Raw genomic sequence first — 18,818 nt, forward strand, 5'->3', positions numbered from 1 at the left:
CTGGCCGGATGGGCAGCGCGTCCAGGCGGGATTCGCCCGGGGTTCGCTATCCGTGCGCCGGTTGTCACGTTTTTTACTCTTCGACCAGCGCCCGCATGTCGACCTTGCGTGCGTTCATCAGGCTGCGCCGTCTGGCAAGCCACATCATGAACGTGATGAACGTGCCGAACACGACGATGATCCACTGTACCGGCACCTTCGCCGTCAGCATCAATGCGTACGCGCCGAGCATCAGAAGAACGGCCAGGTTCTGGTTGAAGTTCTGCACGGCGATGGAGTGTCCCGCGCTCAGCAGCGTCGCACCACGATGCTGCAGGATAGCGTTCATCGGCACGATGAAAAACCCTGACAGTGTGCCGAGCAGAATCATCAGCGGATAGGCGAGCACGATATACGCCGGCGCGACCAGTGGGCCAATCTTGATGCCCGTGCCGGCCGGGAAGAGCCCCTTGCTGTAGAACGCCATCGCGATCGCCACCGCTCCCGTCACGATGCCGACCGGCAGCACGCGCAGCGAGCCGCGCAACGGGACCCACGCGGCCGCGGCCGCGGCGCCCAGCGCGATCCCGAGACCAGTGACGCCCTGCATGACCGCCGCTTTCGACAGCGACAGGCCAAGGTTCACGTCAGCCCACTTGAGCACGAGCAGCTGCAGCGTGACGGCGCCGCCCCACATCAGCGTCGTGACCCACAGCGCGATCTGCGCAAGCTTGTCGGCCCATAGCACGTTGAAGCTGTTCGCGAAGTCGCCGACCAGTTTCCCTGGTTCGACGAGGCGGTTCGGATAACGCGCGCCGGTGTCAGGTATGGCGATGTTGATCGCCGCGGCCGCCGCATAGGTGAGCATCACGGCGAGCATCGCGAGACCGGCGGCCGTATGGATCATCGGCAGATGCGCCCGCGCGACGAATTTCGTCGCGAGCGTGCTGATGAGTGCACCGCCCACCATCGTGCCGACGATCGTCGAGAGCACTGTCGCCGATTCCAGCCACGCGTTCGCGGCGACGAGTTTTTCGGCGGGGAGCAGTTCCGTCAGGATGCCGTATTTGGCCGGCGAATACGCCGCGGCGCCAAAGCCGACCACGCCATACGCGATCATCGGATGCACGCCGGCGATCATCATCAGGCAGCCGGCCGCCTTCAGCGCGTTCGAGACGAACATCACGTGGCGTTTTTGCAGCGCATCGGCGAACGCGCCGACGAAAGGCGCGAGCAGCACGTAGGAAATCGTGAAGAAGATCTGCAGCAGCGGCGTGATCCACGCCGGCGACTGGATCACGGTCAGAAGCGCGATCGCCGCGATGAGCAACGCGTTGTCCGCCAGCGACGACACAAACTGTGCCGCAATGATCGTATAGAAACCTTTTTTCATGAAGCGGACCGGAGCGCGCGACAGAGTACATCAAGGTGCATCGGGCGGGATCCGAAGCGGCCGTCCAACCCGCGCCGACGCCATAACGAAAAAGCGGCCGAAGCCGCTTTTTCGTTCGTGCATCAAGCCGCTTGCTGCTTCGTGCGGCTGTACTTGCTGAGAATCGGCACCATCTGCGCATACATCTTCGGGTTGCCCGCGACGATTTCGCCAACGTGCAGGAATTCCGAGTCGCCCGTGTAGTTGCCCACCAGACCGCCCGCTTCCGTGATCAGCAGGCTGCCCGCTGCCACGTCCCACGCGTTGATGCCCTGCTCGAAGAAGCCGTCGAGGCGGCCCGCGGCGACGTTCGCCAGATCGAGCGCGGCCGCGCCCGGCCGGCGCAGGCCCGCGCACGAATTCGTCATCTCGGTGAACAGACGGTTGTACGCTTCGAGGCCTTCCTTTTCGCGGAACGGGAAGCCGGTGCCGATCAGGCCGTCGGCCAGACGGTCGCGACGGCCGACGCGGATGCGGCGGTCGTTCAGGTACGCGCCACGGCCGCGCGAGGCGGTGAAGAGGTCGTTGCGGGTCGGGTCATAGACGACGGCCTGCGTCACGATACCCTTGTGCGCCAGCGCAATCGACACGCAGTAATACTGGAAACCGTGGATGAAATTCGTGGTGCCGTCGAGCGGATCGATGATCCACTGGAATTCCGACTCGTTGTCGGACTTGCCGGATTCTTCGGCGAGGATCGCGTGATCGGGGTAGGCGGTCTTCAGCGTATCGATGATCGCGGCTTCCGACGCCTTGTCGACCTCCGTGACGAAATCGTTGTGCTGCTTCTTGCTGACCTGGACAAGATCCAGATCGAGCGACGCGCGGTTGATGATCTGCCCGCCGCGACGGGCGGCCTTGACAGCGATGTTCAGCATGGGATGCATGAGCCGGGATCCTTGTGCCGGACGGCCGCGGCGGCAGTCCGGTAATAACGGTAAACAACTGGAACGTTCGCGTTGAAGTGATCGAACACACGTTCCGTCGACGGAGACGAATTGAAGAAGAGCGGGGCGTACGCCTCTGAAGCGTTCAGCGGCGACGCGAATTCCGTGATTTTACCCGAGTCTGGGTGCTTCCGGCAGCGCCGCACGCCCGAAGCGCCCGAAAGCCGGCTCGCACGAGGGTGGATGGCGCTACCATAGGAGTTCTCCAGTCAGTCGAAAGTCATCCGTGACCGAAATCCAGCACCCGTCGTCCCCTTCCCGTGAACCATCCGCTCTGCCGGGCGCGCCGGCCGACAGCGCCGGGCCCGTACGCGGCGGCTTTACGTCGACGCGCTTCGTGCTCGTCGAGCCGAGTCATCCCGGCAACGTCGGTGCGGCCGCGCGCGCGGTCAAGACGATGGGTTTTTCGCGGCTGGTGCTCGTCACGCCGCGCGTCGCGAACGTGCAGAACGACCCGGAAGCGATCGCGATGGCGAGCGGCGCCGACGACGTACTGGCGTGCGCTCATGTCGTACCGTCGCTGACCGACGCGCTGAACGGCGTCCAGTGGTCGATCGCGCTGACGGCGCGCGCGCGCGAATACGGTCCGCCGCAGCTCTCGCCGCGCGCCGCCGCGGCGCAGGCGCGCGGCCACGCGGCGCAGGGCGAGATCGCGCTGGTGTTCGGCAACGAACGCACGGGCCTCTCGAACGAGGACGTCGAGCGTTGCAGCGTGCTCGCGCATATTCCTGCCAATCCCGCATACAGCTCGCTTAATCTGGCGCAGGCAATCCAGGTGCTGTCGTACGAATTGCGCATGGCCTATCTGGAAGCCGCCGATAGCAGCGCCACGGACAGCGTCGATCCGGACGTGTCGCCGCGCGCGGCCAGCGACGAAATCGAGCGCATGTACGTGCATCTGGAAAACGCGCTGATCGCGCTGGACTTTCTCGATCCCGTCAATCCGAAGAAGCTGATGTCGCGCCTGCGACGGCTCTTCGCCCGTTCAGGCCTCGAGCGCGAAGAGGTCAACATCGTGCGCGGCATCGCCAAACACATTCTGCTGAAGGCCAAGCCGTCCGGAAAATAGTCCGGGCGTGGCCGTGGCGTGCCACGTGACCGGCCGCGGCGACGACCTTGTCGCCAGCGCGGGCTTCCAGCAGCGTTTGCGCAATCCCCCTACAATCGCTGAAAACGTCATAAGCAAAGCGGCGCGGCTGGATTTGCAGCCGTCCGTCCGGTGCCCGTTGCCGCCACGCCGTTATCCGTTGTCCGGCGAAGCCGCCAGCGGCAACGAAGCCTCACCCCACGTCAGCCTGATTGCCATGTTGAAAAGACTTCGCGAAGACATCGCCACGATCCGCGAGCGCGATCCCGCCGCCCGCGGCGCCTGGGAAGTTCTCACGTGTTATCCGGGCCTCCACGCGCTCGTGCTGCACCGCCTCGCGCATGCGTGCTGGCGTGCGAAACGCCGCTGGCTCGCGCGCTTTGTCTCGCAGCTCGCACGCTTTCTGACCGGTATCGAAATCCATCCGGGGGCGACTGTTGGCCGGCGCGTATTCATCGATCACGGCATGGGCGTCGTGATCGGCGAGACCGCCGAAATCGGTGACGACTGCACGATCTATCAGGGCGTGACGCTCGGCGGCACGTCGCTCGAGCGCGGCGCGAAGCGGCATCCGACGCTCGGACGCGGTGTGATTGTCGGCGCGGGTGCGAAGGTGCTCGGCGGCTTTACGGTCGGCGCGGATGCGAAGATCGGCTCGAACGCGGTCGTCGTGAAACCGGTGCCCGCGGGCGGCACGGCGGTCGGCAATCCGGCGCGCGTGATCGTGCCCGCCGCAGGCACGGCCGCGAAAGCAGGCGAAGCGAAACCGGTGCCGCTCCGAAGCGGCTTTTGCGCGTACGGCATCACGCCGAATGCGGACGATCCCGTGTCGCTCGCGATTCACGGCCTGATCGATCACGCGGCGACGCAGACGCAGCGCATCGACGAAATCGTCGCCGCGCTGGAGCGGCTCGGCACGACCCTCGAAGCGTTGAACGGCGCGGATGCGGCGTTGCTGGATCTGCGTCGGCTGTCGGCGGCCATCGAAGGAAAAGTCGAGCAGGGTTGATCTCGCTCGCATTGCGTGCGCGATCGTGCGTGCGTGGCGTCCGGGTCCGGTCGTGTCGGGCCGTCAGTCCAGCGGCAGGACCTTGAAGCCCTCGGCATCGATACGCAGATAGCCGCCGCGCCGTGTGCCGTGATCGAGTTCCCAGTCGGGCAGAACCCAGCGCGTGCCGCCGGGTTCGACGTGCGTCGCGGGGCGGTGCGTGTGGCCGTGAATGATCGTTTTCGTCCTGGATTTGCGAAACAGCGCCGCGATCGCTTTCGACGTCACGTCGTATTTCGGCGAGACGGGTCGCGAGCGGCCTTCTTCGCTCGCTGAGCGCATCCGTTCCGCGAGCTTCCTGCGCCACCTGAACGGCCACGCCAGAAACAGCGCCTGCACCGCCCGATTGCGCGCGAAGCGGCGAAACACCTGATAGCCGCGATCGGCTGTACAGAGCCCGTCTCCGTGCGCGAGCGCGATGCGCGTGCCGAACGCGGTGATGACAAACGGGTCCGGGAGCCAGATCGCGCCGGCCGCTTTCATGAAGCGCTTGCCGAGCAGGAAATCCCGGTTGCCATGCATGATGTAGAGCGCGATGCCGCGCTCGGTCAGCGTATGCATCAGCGCCGCCATGCGGGCGACGAACGGATCGCCATCGGGCGCGACGAGCATGTCGTCGCCAATCCAGTACTCGAACAGATCGCCGAGAATGAAGACCGAATCCGCCTGACCGGCCGTCACGCGGATGAAATGCTCGAACGCGGCGACTGTGCGCGGAATCGCCTCACTCAGATGAAGATCGGAGATGAGAAAAACCGGGCGTGCGGCGTGGGGGGGTTTGCCCGCGCCTGGCCCGCCCGCGGCGACGCTTCGCAGCGGCGTTTCTTGCAGCATTGAAGGTGCTCGTGATGTCCTGCGTTAAACCGGAAGAGGCGGCATGAAACGCCGCCTCTCCTGTCTCGTGCGCGATGCCGCGATTATTCGGCGATCACGGCTTTTTCGATGATCACGTCGTCGACCGGCACGTCCTGGTGAAAGCCCTTCGAACCGGTCTTTACCTTGCGGATGGCGTCGAGCACATCCAGGCCTTCGACGACCTTGCCGAACACGGCGTAGCCCCAGCCCTGCGGCGTCGGCGACGAGTGGTTCAGGAAGTCGTTGTCGTTCACGTTGATGAAGAACTGGGCCGTTGCCGAGTGCGGATCGTTCGTGCGCGCCATCGCCACCGAGCCCTTGACGTTCTTCAGGCCATTGTTCGCTTCGTTCGTGACCGGCGCTTCGGTCGGCTTTTGCTTCATGCCCGGCTCGAAACCGCCACCCTGGATCATGAAGCCGTCGATCACGCGGTGGAACACCGTGTTGTCGTAATGACCAGCCTTCACGTAGTTGAGAAAGTTTTCAACCGACTTCGGCGCTTTTTCGGCGTCCAGTTCGAGTTTGATGATGCCGTGGTTCGTGTGCAGTTCGACCATGATGGGATCCTTTGACTGACAGGTGAGTGAAGGGCGCGGACGGCGCCTGTCGCCAGTCCGCGCGGAGGTGTTTCCGCAGGTGCGCTCCGGATGCGTTCGAAGCGCGTTGTTACCTGCTTACTTGCTGATGATGGTTGCCGACTGGATCACGACCTGCTTTTGCGGCACGTCTGACATCGGGCCGCGCGTGGTGGTCGGTTCACTTTCGATCTTCTTCACGACGTCCATGCCCGACGTGACCTTGCCGAACACGGCGTAGCCGTTGCCGTCCGGATTCGGGTAATCGAGGCCGGCGTTATCCACCGTATTGATGAAGAACTGCGCCGTCGCCGAATCCGGATCGCTCGTGCGCGCCATCGCGAGCGTACCCGCTGCATTTTTCAGGCCGTTGCGGCTTTCGAGCGGAATCGGCGCGCGCGTGGGCTTTTCGGCGAAGCTCGTCGTGTAGCCGCCGCCCTGGATCATGAAGCCCGGAATCACACGATGGAAAATCGTGCCGCTGTACTGGCCGGACTTCACGTAATCGAGGAAATTCGCGACGGTCTTCGGCGCCTTCTCAGGGAACAGCTCGACGCGAATGTCGCCTTCCGATGTCTTGAGGAGGACGGACGGATGCGCGGCCTGCGCCGGTGAACCCGTTTGTGCAAAGACGGGCGCGTTCGTGATCAGGGCGGCGCTACCGAGCGCCAACATCAACCATTTCATGTAAATCCTCGGGGTGAAGAAATCGGGATGACGAAAAGCGGGCCTATTGCGACGGCGCGACGTAAGGCGGCACCGCGAGCGAGCCGGTCGGGCCGCCGAACTGGAAGGACGGGCTTTCAGTCACATTGTTCACGGCGCGCGCGGTGTAGTCGTCGACTGACGCGGCGTTCCTGCGCGGGGTCTTCTTGCCGCCGGGCGGCGGCGAGACGATCTTCTGGATGTCGGCGAGACGCTGCTGTGTCGTGCCGCTCGCGTGGCCGATGCCCTCCGCGCGTTTGTACGATTCAGCGGCAAGACGCAGATACAGGTCGCCGAGGTTCTCGTACGCGAGGCCGTAATCCGGATTGACGCGGGTCGCGGTTTCGAGTGCGGCGCGGGCTTCCGGATAGCGGCCTTCCTTCGCATACAGCGCGGCGAGGTTGTTATAGGGCTCGGGCAGTTCCGGATACATCTGCGTGAGTTCGGTGAAGGCAGCGATGGCGTCGTCGTCGCGGTTCAGGCGCGCGAGCACCGTGGCGCGCTTGAACTTCGCCTGTGCGTCACGCGGATTCGATGCGATGCGCGCGTCGAGCTGCTTCAGTGCGCCGGTCCAGTCTTTCTGTGCGATCGACGCGTCGATTTGCGGTGTGCCGTCCACGACAGCTTTCGACTGCGCGTGCGCGGCGGGACCCGCCAATACCATGAGGGCGACGCCGCAAAACGCAGTCGCGGCGAGGGTCGCAGCGCGTCGCGCGCGGCCGCTGGAAGGTTTCATAGGCTCAGGTCTGGGTGTTATACTCCGACCCATTCTAACAAAAGGTCTGCGCGTTCCGTCGAACCACAGACTGTCTTTTCGCCACTCGTGGTCGTCTCCGCCTTGAATGCAGCCTGACCGCAGCACGAAATGCCCCGGTTTGCTGTCAGCTTCGTTTGCCTGCTGTCCCTGTCGTACCCGTCCAGGTTGTGAAACCGGGTTGTGAAATCGGGTTGTGAAGCGCCGGGTGCAGCATGCACGTAACACAATGCGGATTTCTTTCGGCCCACGCATCGTCTCTATGGAATCTCTGCGCATCTACAACACGCTCGCGCGTGACAAGCAATCTTTCGTGCCGCGTGAAGCGGGCGTCGTGCGGATGTATGTCTGCGGGATGACCGTGTACGACTACTGCCACGTCGGTCATGCGCGCGTGATGGTGGTGTTCGATATCGTCCAGCGCTGGCTGCGTACACTGGGCTATCAGGTCACGTATGTACGCAACATCACCGATATCGATGACAAGATCATTCGACGCGCCGTCGAAAACGGCGAGACAATCAAGTCGCTGACCGACCGCTTTATCGCCGCGCTGCATGAAGACGCGGACGCGCTCGGCATCGCGCGGCCCGATATCGAGCCGCGTGCCACCGACTTCATTCCACAGATGCTCGGCATGATCGAGACGCTCGAGGCAAATGGCTACGCGTACCGGGCGACGGATGGCGACGTGAACTATGCCGTGCGCAAATTCGCGAACTACGGAAAGCTTTCTGGCAAGTCGATCGAGGATCTGCGCGCGGGCGAGCGCGTCGCGGCGAACGACGCGAAACAGGACCCGCTCGACTTCGTATTGTGGAAGAGGTCGAAGCCGGAAGAGCCCGCCGACACCGGCTGGGATTCGAAGTACGGCCGTGGCCGTCCCGGCTGGCACATTGAATGCTCGGCGATGAGCTGCAGTCTGCTCGGCGAGCACTTCGACATTCACGGCGGCGGTCAGGACCTGCAGTTTCCGCACCATGAGAACGAACTGGCACAGAGCGAAGGCGCGTCCGGGCAAACGTTTGTGAACTACTGGATGCACAACGGCTACGTGCAGATCGACAATGAAAAGATGTCGAAGTCGCTTGGCAACTTCTTTACGATTCGCGAAGTGCTTGCGCGATACGATGCCGAAGTCGTACGCTTTTTCATCGCGCGCGCGCATTACCGTTCGCCGCTGAACTACAGCGACACGCACATCGACGACGCGCGCAGTGCGCTCACACGTCTTTACACTGCGCTGAAGGATGTCGAACTCGACGAAGCAGCGGACGATGCCGCGCCCGACTGGAACGAAGCGCACGCGCAACGTTTCCAGGCCGCGATGAACGACGACTTCAATACGCCGGTTGCGGTGTCGGTGCTGTTCGAACTGGCGAGCGAAGTCAACCGTACGCGCGACGCAGCGCTCGCACGGCAATTGCGTGCGCTCGGACGTCTGCTGGGTCTCCTCGGTCGCGAGCCACGTGTCTTTTTGCAGCAGGCCGCGGGTAGCGCGAACGAGGGCGCACTCGATGCCGCCGCGATCGAAGCAAGAATCGCGGCACGCGTCGCCGCCAAGCAGGCGAAAGATTACGCTGAAGCAGACCGGATCCGGGCGGAGTTGCTCGAAGCCGGTATCGCACTTGAAGACAAACCGGGCGGGTTGACCGAGTGGCGCCGCGTGTGAGCGCGCCCCGAACATCCCTCTGATCGACTCGCCAGGCAGGAGGCAGGATGGCAACGGCCACGAAGACGCCGGCTAAACGCGCCGCGTCTCAAACAGGCGCGAGCGCCGCGGTGAAAACGGCGCGCGCACGCAGTAAGGCAAGCCCCTCGCTGAAGGCGGCTTCGACAGCGGGCAACGGCGCAACGGCAGCGGCGAAAGTGTCCGCTGGACTCGCGACGAAAGTGGCGGGCAAACGCGCGCTCAACGGCGCATCGCATACACCGCGCAAGCTGGCGAAGTCCGTGCACAAGCCGCACGTGAAAGGCAATGGCGCGTTGCCGGCGGAACACGCGGGCGACGTGCAGGAACTCGCACGCGACACGCTGCATGATGGCGAAGTCGTGCGCAAAACCCGTGCATCGACGTCGGCCGAAGTCGCCGTGCCGGTGCAGATCGGCGGGCTCACGCCCGAGGTGACGCGTCCGCCATACTGGGACCGCGCATGTGCCGATCTCGTCAAACGCGACCGTATTCTCAAGAAGCTGATCCCGAAGTTCGGCCCCGTGCATCTGCTGAGCCGCGGCGACCCGTTCGTGACCCTCGCGCGCTCGGTCGTCGGCCAGCAGATTTCCGTCGCGGCCGCGCAGGCCGTGTGGCAGCGCGTCGAAACAGCGTGCCCGAAGCTCGTGCCGCAGCAGTTCATCAGGCTGGGGCAGGAGAAGCTGATGGCATGCGGACTCTCGAAGCGCAAGTCGGAATACGTGCTCGATCTGGCGCAACACTTTGTGTCGGGCGCGCTGCACGTCGGCAAGTGGGAGTCGATGGAAGACGAGGCGGTGATCGCCGAGCTCACGCAGATTCGCGGCATCGGCCGGTGGACGGCGGAGATGTTCCTCATCTTCAACCTGTCGCGTCCGGACGTCCTGCCGCTCGACGATCTTGGCCTGATCCGCGCGATCAGCGTGAACTACTTCAGCGGCGAGCCCGTCACGCGCAGCGAGGCGCGCGAGGTCGCGGCGAACTGGGAGCCGTGGCGCACCGTTGCAACCTGGTATATGTGGCGTAGTCTCGACCCGTTGCCGGTCGACTATTAAGCGGCTCAACGCGTAGCTATCAATATCTAAAAATCGATAGTTTAGACGCGGTTTTGACATGGCTGGGCGCGGTTAGAATACGCGCTGCCGGTAAGTCCAAGGATTACAACCAATGAAGACCACGTTTCTGGATTTCGAACAGCCGATCGCTGAACTCGAAGCGAAGATCGAAGAATTGCGCTTCGTGCAGGACGATTCGGCCGTCGATATTTCGGAAGAGATCGAGCGGCTGTCGAAGAAGAGCCAGCAGCTCACCAAAGACCTCTACGCGAACCTGAGCCCATGGCAGGTTTCGCAGATCGCGCGTCATCCGCAGCGTCCGTACACGTTCGACTACGTGAGCGAACTGTTCACCGATTTCCACGAGCTTCACGGCGACCGCAACTATGCGGACGATCTGTCGATCGTCGGCGGTCTCGCGCGTTTCAACGGCCAGCCGTGCATGGTGATCGGTCACCAGAAGGGCCGCGACACGAAAGAGCGCGCACTGCGCAACTTCGGCATGCCGCGCCCGGAAGGCTATCGCAAGGCCGAGCGCTTCATGCGCCTCGCCGAGAAATTCGGCCTGCCCATTTTCACGTTCATCGATACGCCGGGCGCCTATCCGGGCATCGGCGCGGAAGAGCGCGGCCAGTCGGAAGCGATTGGCCGCAATCTGTACGTGATGGCCGAGCTGAAGACGCCGATCATTGCGACGATCATCGGCGAAGGCGGTTCGGGCGGCGCGCTCGCGATCGCCGTCGGCGACAGCGTGCTGATGCTGCAGTTCTCGACCTATTCGGTGATCTCGCCCGAAGGCTGCGCGTCGATCCTGTGGAAGAGCGCCGCGAAGGCACCGGAAGCCGCCGAGGCGCTGGGCCTGACCGCGCACCGTCTGAAGGCACTGGGCCTGATCGACAAGATCGTCAACGAGCCACTTGGTGGCGCGCATCGCGATCCGAAGGGCATGGCAGCCATGCTGCGCCGCGCGCTGGCCGATTCGCTGCGTCAGTTCCAGGGCATGAGCATTCAGGACCTGAAGCAACGCCGTTTCGAACGCCTGATGGCGTACGGCAAGTTCAAGGAAACGACGCCGGGCGCCTAAGCCGGCGTCCGTTCTCAAGGGCGCATTGCGCCTTTCCGCCGTGACTCTCCCCACTGAAAATCCCGCCGACCGCCTCGTTATCGATGCGGTCGGCGCGGCGTTTGCCGCGCTGCCTGCCGGTGCGCGTGTTGCCGTCGCGTTTAGCGGCGGCCTCGACTCGACATCGCTGCTCGACGCCGCAGTGCGCGTTGGCGGCGCATCGCGTTGTGTGGCGTTGCATATCCATCATGGGCTGAGCCCGCACGCCGACGAATGGCTCGCGCATTGCGATGCGTTCGCGCACGCACGGGGCGTCACGTTCGAGGCGCGGCATGTCGACGTATCGCGCGAAACCGGCGTGAGCATCGAGGCCGCGGCGCGCGATGCGCGCTACCGCGCGCTCGACGCGATGTGCGCCGGGCACGACGTATCGGCGCTGTGGCTCGCGCAGCATGCGGACGATCAGGCCGAAACGGTGCTGCTGCAATTGCTGCGCGGGGCAGGGCTTGCCGGCCTCGCCGCGATGGCGCCCGAGCGGCTCGCGCCGGGCGCGTGGATCGTGCGGGTAAGGCCTTTGCTGCATGTGCTGCGCGCGCAACTGGAACAATATGCGCATGCGCGCGACCTGAGCTGGATCGACGACGAATCGAACGCGGACACGCGTTACGCCCGCAACGCGCTGCGCCATGAAGTGTTGCCGGAACTGGCAGTCCATTTTCCGGGTTTTCGCGATGCGCTTTCGCGGACCGCGACGCACGCCGCCGCCGCCCAGCGTCTGCTCGACGAGCTTGCGCGCATCGATATGCAGGAGGCTGCCCGTCACGATGCGCGCGCATTGTCGCGTGACGCATTGCTCGCGCTCGACGACGAACGCGCGATCAATCTCCTGCGGTACTGGATGCGCTCGCTCGGTCTGCCGGCGGCGTCGACGGCGCGCCTCGCCGACGCACTGCGCCAGCTTCGGGATGTCACGCGCGATCACGGCATGCGTGTCGACCACGCGGGCCAGAGTCTGCGCAATTATCGCGACGAAATTTTCTGGGAAACGGGCGATAGCACCGAACCCGCCGACGAAACCGCGATCGACACACGACCTGTGAGCGAGCTGACGTGGCGCGGCGAGTCGATCTGGCGTTTGCCGCAGTGGCGCGGCACGTTCGTGTTCGCTGAAGTCGAAGCGGACGATCCCGACGCGATCGCCGAGCCGCTGCTCACCCGCACGCCGCTGTCGGCGCGCGCGCGCGCGGGCGGCGAGCGCATGCGGGTGGACGCGAACGGACCGGGCAGGACGCTGAAAAACCTGTTCCAGGAGCGAGGCGTGCCGTCGTGGAAGCGCGATGTGCCGCTCGTTTTCAGCGGCGACGCGCTGCTTTTCGTGCCGCTCATCGGCGTCAACCGCGAGACGGCCGCCATCGCCGCGGACGAAGCCGAGGCCGATGCGTCACGTTATTTCCGCCTCGACTGGCGTCCGGACGTGCTGATCGCCTGACAGCTCGCGCAGCAGCCGCGAAATGTTCCGAAAAAACGCGTAAGTCCTTTGTACACAAGCGTTTGACAGCCGTTTTTACGGCATTCCGGCTTGTCTTTTTTCTCCCGATCAGGTACGTTAACCTGTTTGCCCGGCGAGATTTTGCCGTGTTTTTATCGTAATCCCGGTCATGTCCGGACCGGTTGCCAGGCGCATCCCGCTCGCAACCTTCCTGTTACGGGCAAATGAAGCGCAAATAAAGGGCAAACCCCGCGCATGCTGCACGCGCGCTGCATTTACGCCGCCACACTCCATCGTCATTCCTGTCGTTGTCTGTTGTGCGGTCGTCTCCAGCGTGCCCAGCGCGGTCACCACTCCAGTTCAGAACGACAATGGCACTCATCGTACATAAATACGGCGGCACTTCGATGGGCTCGGTCGAGCGCATCAAGAATGTCGCGAAGCGCGTCGCCAAATGGCAAAAGGCCGGCCACAAGATGGTCGTCGTGCCGTCGGCGATGTCTGGCGAAACGAACCGTCTGATCGGTCTCGCGAAAGAAATTTCCGCCCAGCCGAACCCGCGTGAACTCGACATGATCGCGTCCACTGGCGAGCAGGTCAGTGTCGGCCTGCTGTCGATCGCCCTGCACGAAGCAGGCGTCGACGCGGTCAGCTACGCCGGCTGGCAAGTGCCGGTGAAAACCGATAGCGCGTTCACGAAAGCGCGCATCAGCGATATCGACGGCGAACGCGTGCTACGCGATCTCGACGCCGGCAAGGTCGTCGTGATCACGGGCTTCCAGGGTATCGATCCGGACGGCCACATCACGACGCTTGGCCGCGGTGGCTCGGATACGTCGGCGGTCGCGGTGGCCGCGGCGCTGAAAGCGGACGAGTGCCTGATCTACACCGACGTCGACGGCGTCTACACGACAGACCCGCGCGTGGTCGAAGAGGCACGACGCCTCGATCGCGTGACGTTCGAGGAGATGCTGGAAATGGCTAGCCTCGGCTCGAAGGTGCTGCAGATCCGCTCGGTTGAATTCGCCGGCAAATATCAGGTGAAGACGCGTGTGCTGTCGAGCCTGACGGATCCGATGATCCCCCTCGAAACGGAAATGAGCTCGGGCACCCTGATTACTTTTGAAGAAGACGACACCATGGAAAAAGCAGTCATCTCGGGAATCGCGTTCCAGCGCGACGAGGCCCGTATCGCCGTGATGGGTGTGCCCGACAAGCCGGGCATCGCATATCAGATCCTCGGCCCGGTGGCGGACGCGAATATCGACGTCGACATGATCATCCAGAACCAGAGCGTCGATGGCAAGACGGCGTTCACGTTCACGGTCGGCCGTGGCGACTATCAGCACGCGATGGACATTCTCACGGGCCAGGTGCAGGGCCACGTGAACGCCGGGCAGGTGCTGGGCGATCCGAAGGTATCGAAGATCTCGGTGGTCGGTGTCGGCATGCGTTCGCACGTTGGTATCGCGAGCACGATGTTCCGCACGCTGTCGGAAGAGGGCATCAACATCCAGATGATCTCGACGTCGGAAATCAAGATATCGGTGCTCATCGACGAGAAGTACATGGAGCTCGCCGTGCGCGCGCTACATAAGGCATTCGAACTCGATCAGGCGTAACGGGGTGCCGGTGTAACGATCTGCGGTGGACCGGTTCAGGGCGCGCTGCATCGCCTTCGATTGCATGGCGGGTTCCGAGCGTGAACGAGTTCGAATTGAATTCACGCTTCAACGACGAACTGGCACAAAAAATGTGTCGTGGAAATTGACCACGTTGCGTGAACCCGCTATTATCTTGGCTTCGTCGCGCTGACTCCCTGCGCGAGCGAAAGTTTGGGAGACGTGGCCGAGAGGTCGAAGGCACTCCCCTGCTAAGGGAGCATCTGGGCCAAAACCTGGATCGAGGGTTCGAATCCCTCCGTCTCCGCCAGTGATGGCGGCGAAACCCCGTAAGTTCCCGGACTTACGGGGTTTTGTTTTTGTGCCGTGCCGTTGTTCTTCCACCCGCATCGATACGTCGCGTATAACGCGGCACGCCGATTGCTCCATTGCCCTCATCGAAACGAAATGTTTGACGCACACTGAACGCATACCCATGCTGGCATGCGGCTCGCGCGAACTCACGGAGGTCACGTCATGGACAGCACTTCAATTGAGGAGCGGATTCGGACCCGCGCCTATCATCTCTGGGAGAATGCACCCGATCCCAAAGGCGTGCCTGACGAATACTGGGAGCAGGCCCGCATTGAAATTCTGAGAGAGGAAAGCGGTGGCAAGTCGCTGGAAAGCGGCGCTGATCCGGATGACAAGGCATGAATCCGCCGTCGCTGGTTTCGTGCAGCCTGGGCAGGCGGAATCGCGCGTGTCGAGACGACGACTGCATCGATGGTCTGCATTGTCTGTCTGACCATCGACGATATCCCTTCGTATCCGCGCTATCTCATGCGGTGTCTCCGCCAGGCGACGTGGCTGCATGAATCATGACCCCCATTCTTCGGGTGCGCGAAACCTTTTCAAATCTGCCAGCCGTGTAACCACTCGTTACGGAGCCGCCCAGGATGCGAGGTTGTGCATCAGTTATTACAAAGTTGAAATACACGGATCGTCACCTTCAGTTATATTCCGGCCAACAAAATCAACTCGCCAAAGGTGAATACATGAAGTCGGCTCGTGTTGTTTCGTTGTTGATCGGGGCACTGGCGGTTGGGGCGTCAGGCGTTGCGATGGCAGGCGTGAGCGTGGGTGTCAATATCGGCATTCCGGCTCCTGTCTACATTGCGCCGGCGCCGGTCTACGCACCGCCGCCGCCTCCGCCTGTCGTCTACCAGCCTGCGCCGGTATATGGGGCTCCGGTGTACGGCGCTCCGGCGATCGTGATCGGCTGGCACGGTGACCGTTATTACGATGGTCGCCGCTATTGGGCGCGCGATGACTGGTATCGTCATCATCCTCCGGGCCGTGACTATAACCATGGTCACCACGACAACGGTCACCACAACGGCTGGCACTAAGCGTGTCGTGATGCCGGATGTGGAACAAAAAGCCGCCCTGACGGGCGGCTTTTATCTTTGCTTCTTCGATCAACGCGATGACATCGGATGCGCTTCGCCTTGCGAGGCGACCGGTGAGCGCACGTCGCGTTATTCAGCTACACCTGCCATGCCGCCGACGACTTCGCTAAAGCCGCAGTCGACGTGGACGATCTCAGCGGTCACGCCGCCTGCGAGATCGGAGAGCAGGAACGCCGCGGTGTTGCCGACCTGTTCGATCGTCACATTGCGCTTGAGCGGTGCGTTGTTTTCGACGAATTCGAGAATCTTGCCGAAGCCCTTGATGCCGCTTGCCGCAAGTGTCTTGATCGGGCCGGCCGAAATGCCGTTCACGCGAATGCCCTTGCCGCCGAGCGAGACCGCCAGATAGCGCACGCTCGCTTCAAGCGACGCCTTCGCCAGACCCATCGTGTTGTAGTTCGGAATTGCCTTTTCAGCGCCGAGATAGCTGAGCGTCAGCAGCGCTGCGTCGTCCGACAGCATCGGCAGCGCGGCCTTCGCGAGCGCGGGGAAGCTGTACGCGGAGATGTCGTGCGCGATGCGGAAGTTCTCGCGCGTCATGCCGTCGAGGAAGTCGCCAGCGATCGCTTCGCGTGGTGCGAATCCGATCGAGTGGACGAGGCCGTCGAGACTGTCCCAGTGTTCCTTCAGCGAGACGAAGAGGGCATCGATCTGTGCGTCGTCCGCGACGTCGCACGGGAAGATCAGATTGCTGCCGAATTCGGCGGCGAATTCGGTGATGCGGTCCTTGAAGCGCTCGCCGACATACGTGAAGGCGAGTTCGGCGCCTTCGCGTTTGCACGCCTGCGCGATACCGTATGCAATGGAACGGTTCGACAGCAGGCCGGTTAGCAGGATTCGTTTACCAGCGAGAAAGCCCATGAAATCTCCAGATGAAGTCTGCGCGCCGTGGCGTTCGGCCCTGATCGGCGAGGTTGGGCCGGGCTTGATGTGCGTTGAAGCTGAATCGAACCGGGCCCCGCCCTGGCCGGATGGCCATGATGTGGCCAGACGTTCGGGTCGCGCGGGTTTATTGGGTAGAATTCTCTCACATTGCAACTGCCCCCTGACCAATAAGGCCCCTATGACGACTGGCTTGCCAACTGGCTCGCAATGGCCACATCCGTTTCGTGCTGGATGGCATGCCGTGTTTTACGCGTTGTCGCGCGTTGGCGTCATGGCGATTTCGCGTTCGGCGCTCGCCTGTTCGGTGGCCGTGGCGGTCGGCATGGTCGCGTTGCTGACCGCGCAGCCCGCGCAGGCGGTCTATGCGATCGCGCAGTACGGCGAGCCGAAATATCCAGCGGATTTCAAACACTTCGATTATGTGAATCCGTCGGCGCCGCGCGGCGGTACGCTGGTGCTCGCGAATCCGGACCGGCTCACGAGCTTCGACAAATTCAATCCGTTCACGTTGCGGGGCAACGCGGCGCCTGGTCTCGGCGTGATGTTCGAAAGCCTGACGACGGGCAGCTCCGACGAAGTCGCGTCCGCGTATGGCCTGCTCGCCGACGACATCCGCATTGCGCCCGACGGCCTGTCGACAACATTCCACATCAACCCGCGCGCGCACTTTTCGAACGGCGATCCGGTCACGGCCGACGACGTCAAATACTCGTTCGACACGTTGAAAAGCCCGAAGGCCGCGCCGCAGTTCGCTGCGTATTTCGCGGAGATCACGCGCGCGGTGGTGGTCGATCCGGGGACGATCCGCTTCGAGTTCCGTCAACGCAATCGCGAGTTGCCGCTGATCGCGGGCGGCGTGCCGGTCTTCTCGCGCAAGTGGGGGACGAAGCCGGACGGCAGCCACGTTGCGTTCGATCAGATTGCGTTCGAGAAGCCCGTCGGCAGCGGTCCGTATGTGATCGAGCACTACGACAACGGCCGCGATATCACCTATCGCCGCGATCCGAACTACTGGGGCGCGACGTTGCCGGTGCGCGTCGGCATGTTCAACTTCGAACGCATCACGTACAAGCTGTACTCCGACGAAACCGCGCGACGCGAAGCGTTCAAGGCCGGCGAATACGACGCGTTCGTCGAATACGTCGCGCGTAGCTGGGTGCGCCGCGACGTCGGCAAGAAGTTCGACAGTGGCGAGTTGATCAAGCGCGAATTCGTGCAGCACAACGGCACGGGTATGCAGGGTTTTATCCTCAATCAGCGCAGGCCGCTCTTTCAGGATGTCCGCGTGCGCAAGGCGCTCGATCTCGCGCTCGACTTTCAATGGCTCAACCGGCAGCTTTTTTACAATCAGTACAAGCGGATCGACAGCTTTTTCGTGAACACCGATCTGCAGGCGACGGGGCTTCCTTCCGCTGGCGAACTCGCGTTGCTGAACCCGTGGCGAACGAAACTCGATCCTGCGGTTTTCGGGCCGCCGCCGAAGCAGCCCGATACCGATCCGCCCGGCTCGCTGCGTGCCAACCTGTTGCAGGCGCGCGCGCTGTTGACCGAGGCGGGCTGGACCTATCGCGATGGCGCGTTGCGTAACGCAAAGGGCGAGCCATTCGAGTTCGAGATTCTCGACGATTCGGGCTCGGCCGCGGCGATGGAGCCGATCATAGCGACGTTCGTGCGCAATCTCGGCAAGCTTGGCATCGTCGTGCGTTTTCGGGTCGTCGATTTCGCGCTGTACCAGAAACGCCTGGACGCATTCGATTTCGACGCCACCACGATCCGCTATCCCGACGTGCAGGTGCCGGGCTCCGAGGAGATCGACCGCTTCGGCAGCAAGGCCGCGGATGACCCGGGTTCGGGCAACTATATCGGCCTGAAGTCGCCAGTCGTCGATTCGATCCTGAGCGCGCTGATCCAGGCGCAGACGCGCGAGCAGCTCGTCGACGCAACCCATGCGCTCGACCGCGTGCTGATGCATGGTTACTATGTGGTGCCGCACTGGTACAGCGCGACACACCGCGTAGCTTTCCGTCGCGGCATGGCATGGCCGAAGACGTTGCCGCTGTACTATTCGGCAAACGACTGGATTACGTCGATGTGGTGGTTCGAGCCGAAGCCTTGAGGTTGCCCATCGCACGTTCGCAGCTTTCTTCCGGTGTCGCCGTACGCCTTCCATTGCTCTCGACC

At 63.1% G+C, this 18,818-nt stretch carries 17 protein-coding genes and 1 tRNA gene; 11 read left to right on the forward strand and 7 right to left on the reverse strand.

Features of this window, described 5'->3' with window-relative positions; all coding sequences use genetic code 11:
- Nucleotides 1-73: 73 nt before the first annotated feature.
- Together lplT and LPA37_RS00965 are read right to left on the reverse strand one after the other, a co-directional pair.
- The gene (lplT, locus tag LPA37_RS00960) at nt 74-1,372 is read right to left on the reverse strand and encodes a lysophospholipid transporter LplT (RefSeq protein ID WP_229011063.1); all 1,299 of its coding nucleotides are present in this window, start codon (nt 1,370-1,372) and stop codon (nt 74-76) included.
- Between the two features lie 122 nt (nt 1,373-1,494).
- Complete coding sequence (locus tag LPA37_RS00965; RefSeq protein ID WP_229011064.1) at nt 1,495-2,298, reverse strand: inositol monophosphatase family protein; 804 nt, start codon at nt 2,296-2,298, stop codon at nt 1,495-1,497.
- A gap of 334 nt (nt 2,299-2,632) precedes the next feature.
- Here LPA37_RS00965 and LPA37_RS00970 point away from each other — a divergent pair, with 334 nt between their 5' ends.
- Nucleotides 2,633-3,427 carry an RNA methyltransferase gene (locus LPA37_RS00970; protein WP_229011206.1) on the forward strand — a complete coding sequence of 265 codons (795 nt, stop codon included), beginning with the start codon at nt 2,633-2,635 and terminating at the stop codon, nt 3,425-3,427.
- Between the two features lie 235 nt (nt 3,428-3,662).
- Nucleotides 3,663-4,454 (forward strand): serine O-acetyltransferase, encoded by a 792-nt coding sequence (gene cysE / locus LPA37_RS00975; RefSeq protein WP_228977694.1) that lies wholly within the window; start codon nt 3,663-3,665, stop codon nt 4,452-4,454.
- Nucleotides 4,455-4,517: 63 nt separating this feature from the next.
- On the opposite strand, the gene LPA37_RS00980 is transcribed toward cysE, so the two are convergent.
- The 4 genes from LPA37_RS00980 to LPA37_RS00995 form a co-directional block, all read right to left on the reverse strand.
- Nucleotides 4,518-5,327: a UDP-2,3-diacylglucosamine diphosphatase gene (locus LPA37_RS00980; RefSeq protein WP_229011067.1), complete on the reverse strand. Its 810-nt coding sequence runs from the start codon at nt 5,325-5,327 to the stop codon at nt 4,518-4,520.
- 83 nt (nt 5,328-5,410) lie between these two features.
- Nucleotides 5,411-5,905: a peptidylprolyl isomerase gene (locus LPA37_RS00985; protein WP_228977691.1), complete on the reverse strand. Its 495-nt coding sequence runs from the start codon at nt 5,903-5,905 to the stop codon at nt 5,411-5,413.
- A 117-nt stretch (nt 5,906-6,022) separates the two neighbouring features.
- Nucleotides 6,023-6,610, reverse strand: coding sequence for a peptidylprolyl isomerase (locus LPA37_RS00990; protein WP_228977689.1), 588 nt, complete (start codon nt 6,608-6,610; stop codon nt 6,023-6,025).
- Between the two features lie 43 nt (nt 6,611-6,653).
- Nucleotides 6,654-7,364, reverse strand: coding sequence for a tetratricopeptide repeat protein (locus LPA37_RS00995; protein WP_229011069.1), 711 nt, complete (start codon nt 7,362-7,364; stop codon nt 6,654-6,656).
- A gap of 280 nt (nt 7,365-7,644) precedes the next feature.
- Here LPA37_RS00995 and cysS point away from each other — a divergent pair, with 280 nt between their 5' ends.
- The 8 genes from cysS to LPA37_RS01035 all read left to right on the forward strand — a co-directional run bounded on the left by cysS (nt 7,645) and on the right by LPA37_RS01035 (nt 15,692).
- On the forward strand, nt 7,645-9,054 hold the full coding sequence (gene cysS / locus LPA37_RS01000; protein WP_229011071.1) for a cysteine--tRNA ligase: 1,410 nt from the start codon (nt 7,645-7,647) through the stop codon (nt 9,052-9,054).
- Nucleotides 9,055-9,101: 47 nt separating this feature from the next.
- Nucleotides 9,102-10,127, forward strand: coding sequence for an endonuclease III domain-containing protein (locus LPA37_RS01005; protein WP_229011074.1), 1,026 nt, complete (start codon nt 9,102-9,104; stop codon nt 10,125-10,127).
- Nucleotides 10,128-10,239: 112 nt separating this feature from the next.
- Nucleotides 10,240-11,211, forward strand: coding sequence for an acetyl-CoA carboxylase carboxyltransferase subunit alpha (locus tag LPA37_RS01010; protein WP_090530526.1), 972 nt, complete (start codon nt 10,240-10,242; stop codon nt 11,209-11,211).
- Between the two features lie 40 nt (nt 11,212-11,251).
- On the forward strand, nt 11,252-12,679 hold the full coding sequence (gene tilS / locus LPA37_RS01015; protein WP_229011076.1) for a tRNA lysidine(34) synthetase TilS: 1,428 nt from the start codon (nt 11,252-11,254) through the stop codon (nt 12,677-12,679).
- Nucleotides 12,680-13,050: 371 nt separating this feature from the next.
- A complete protein-coding gene (locus LPA37_RS01020) occupies nt 13,051-14,301 on the forward strand; it encodes an aspartate kinase (protein ID WP_228977676.1) in 1,251 nt (416 codons plus the stop codon).
- A 216-nt stretch (nt 14,302-14,517) separates the two neighbouring features.
- A tRNA-Ser gene (locus LPA37_RS01025) sits at nt 14,518-14,611 on the forward strand.
- Nucleotides 14,612-14,817: 206 nt separating this feature from the next.
- Nucleotides 14,818-14,997 (forward strand): DUF2934 domain-containing protein, encoded by a 180-nt coding sequence (locus tag LPA37_RS01030; RefSeq protein WP_228977673.1) that lies wholly within the window; start codon nt 14,818-14,820, stop codon nt 14,995-14,997.
- 341 nt (nt 14,998-15,338) lie between these two features.
- Nucleotides 15,339-15,692, forward strand: coding sequence for a hypothetical protein (locus LPA37_RS01035; protein WP_228977672.1), 354 nt, complete (start codon nt 15,339-15,341; stop codon nt 15,690-15,692).
- 129 nt (nt 15,693-15,821) lie between these two features.
- Here LPA37_RS01035 and fabI read toward each other — a convergent pair whose 3' ends face one another.
- Nucleotides 15,822-16,613 carry an enoyl-ACP reductase FabI gene (fabI, locus tag LPA37_RS01040; protein WP_228977669.1) on the reverse strand — a complete coding sequence of 264 codons (792 nt, stop codon included), beginning with the start codon at nt 16,611-16,613 and terminating at the stop codon, nt 15,822-15,824.
- A gap of 346 nt (nt 16,614-16,959) precedes the next feature.
- Here fabI and LPA37_RS01045 point away from each other — a divergent pair, with 346 nt between their 5' ends.
- Nucleotides 16,960-18,753: an extracellular solute-binding protein gene (locus LPA37_RS01045; RefSeq protein WP_228977871.1), complete on the forward strand. Its 1,794-nt coding sequence runs from the start codon at nt 16,960-16,962 to the stop codon at nt 18,751-18,753.
- The last annotated feature ends 65 nt before the right edge of the window (nt 18,754-18,818 follow it).

This window comes from Paraburkholderia gardini, from assembly GCF_907164545.1.
GTDB classification, from domain to species: Bacteria; Pseudomonadota; Gammaproteobacteria; order Burkholderiales; family Burkholderiaceae; genus Paraburkholderia; species Paraburkholderia gardini.

What these genes read in the sequence shown, in the direction of transcription:
- lplT (WP_229011063.1), bottom strand. Translation starts at nt 1,372, where the DNA reads ATGAAAAAAGGTTTCTATACGATCATTGCGGCACAGTTTGTGTCGTCG.
- LPA37_RS00965 (WP_229011064.1), bottom strand. Translation starts at nt 2,298, where the DNA reads ATGCATCCCATGCTGAACATCGCTGTCAAGGCCGCCCGTCGCGGCGGG.
- cysE (WP_228977694.1), top strand. Translation starts at nt 3,663, where the DNA reads ATGTTGAAAAGACTTCGCGAAGACATCGCCACGATCCGCGAGCGCGAT.
- LPA37_RS00980 (WP_229011067.1), bottom strand. Translation starts at nt 5,327, where the DNA reads ATGCTGCAAGAAACGCCGCTGCGAAGCGTCGCCGCGGGCGGGCCAGGC.
- LPA37_RS00985 (WP_228977691.1), bottom strand. Translation starts at nt 5,905, where the DNA reads ATGGTCGAACTGCACACGAACCACGGCATCATCAAACTCGAACTGGAC.
- LPA37_RS00990 (WP_228977689.1), bottom strand. Translation starts at nt 6,610, where the DNA reads ATGAAATGGTTGATGTTGGCGCTCGGTAGCGCCGCCCTGATCACGAAC.
- LPA37_RS00995 (WP_229011069.1), bottom strand. Translation starts at nt 7,364, where the DNA reads ATGAAACCTTCCAGCGGCCGCGCGCGACGCGCTGCGACCCTCGCCGCG.
- cysS (WP_229011071.1), top strand. Translation starts at nt 7,645, where the DNA reads ATGGAATCTCTGCGCATCTACAACACGCTCGCGCGTGACAAGCAATCT.
- LPA37_RS01005 (WP_229011074.1), top strand. Translation starts at nt 9,102, where the DNA reads ATGGCAACGGCCACGAAGACGCCGGCTAAACGCGCCGCGTCTCAAACA.
- LPA37_RS01010 (WP_090530526.1), top strand. Translation starts at nt 10,240, where the DNA reads ATGAAGACCACGTTTCTGGATTTCGAACAGCCGATCGCTGAACTCGAA.
- LPA37_RS01020 (WP_228977676.1), top strand. Translation starts at nt 13,051, where the DNA reads ATGGCACTCATCGTACATAAATACGGCGGCACTTCGATGGGCTCGGTC.
- LPA37_RS01030 (WP_228977673.1), top strand. Translation starts at nt 14,818, where the DNA reads ATGGACAGCACTTCAATTGAGGAGCGGATTCGGACCCGCGCCTATCAT.
- LPA37_RS01035 (WP_228977672.1), top strand. Translation starts at nt 15,339, where the DNA reads ATGAAGTCGGCTCGTGTTGTTTCGTTGTTGATCGGGGCACTGGCGGTT.
- fabI (WP_228977669.1), bottom strand. Translation starts at nt 16,613, where the DNA reads ATGGGCTTTCTCGCTGGTAAACGAATCCTGCTAACCGGCCTGCTGTCG.
- LPA37_RS01045 (WP_228977871.1), top strand. Translation starts at nt 16,960, where the DNA reads ATGGTCGCGTTGCTGACCGCGCAGCCCGCGCAGGCGGTCTATGCGATC.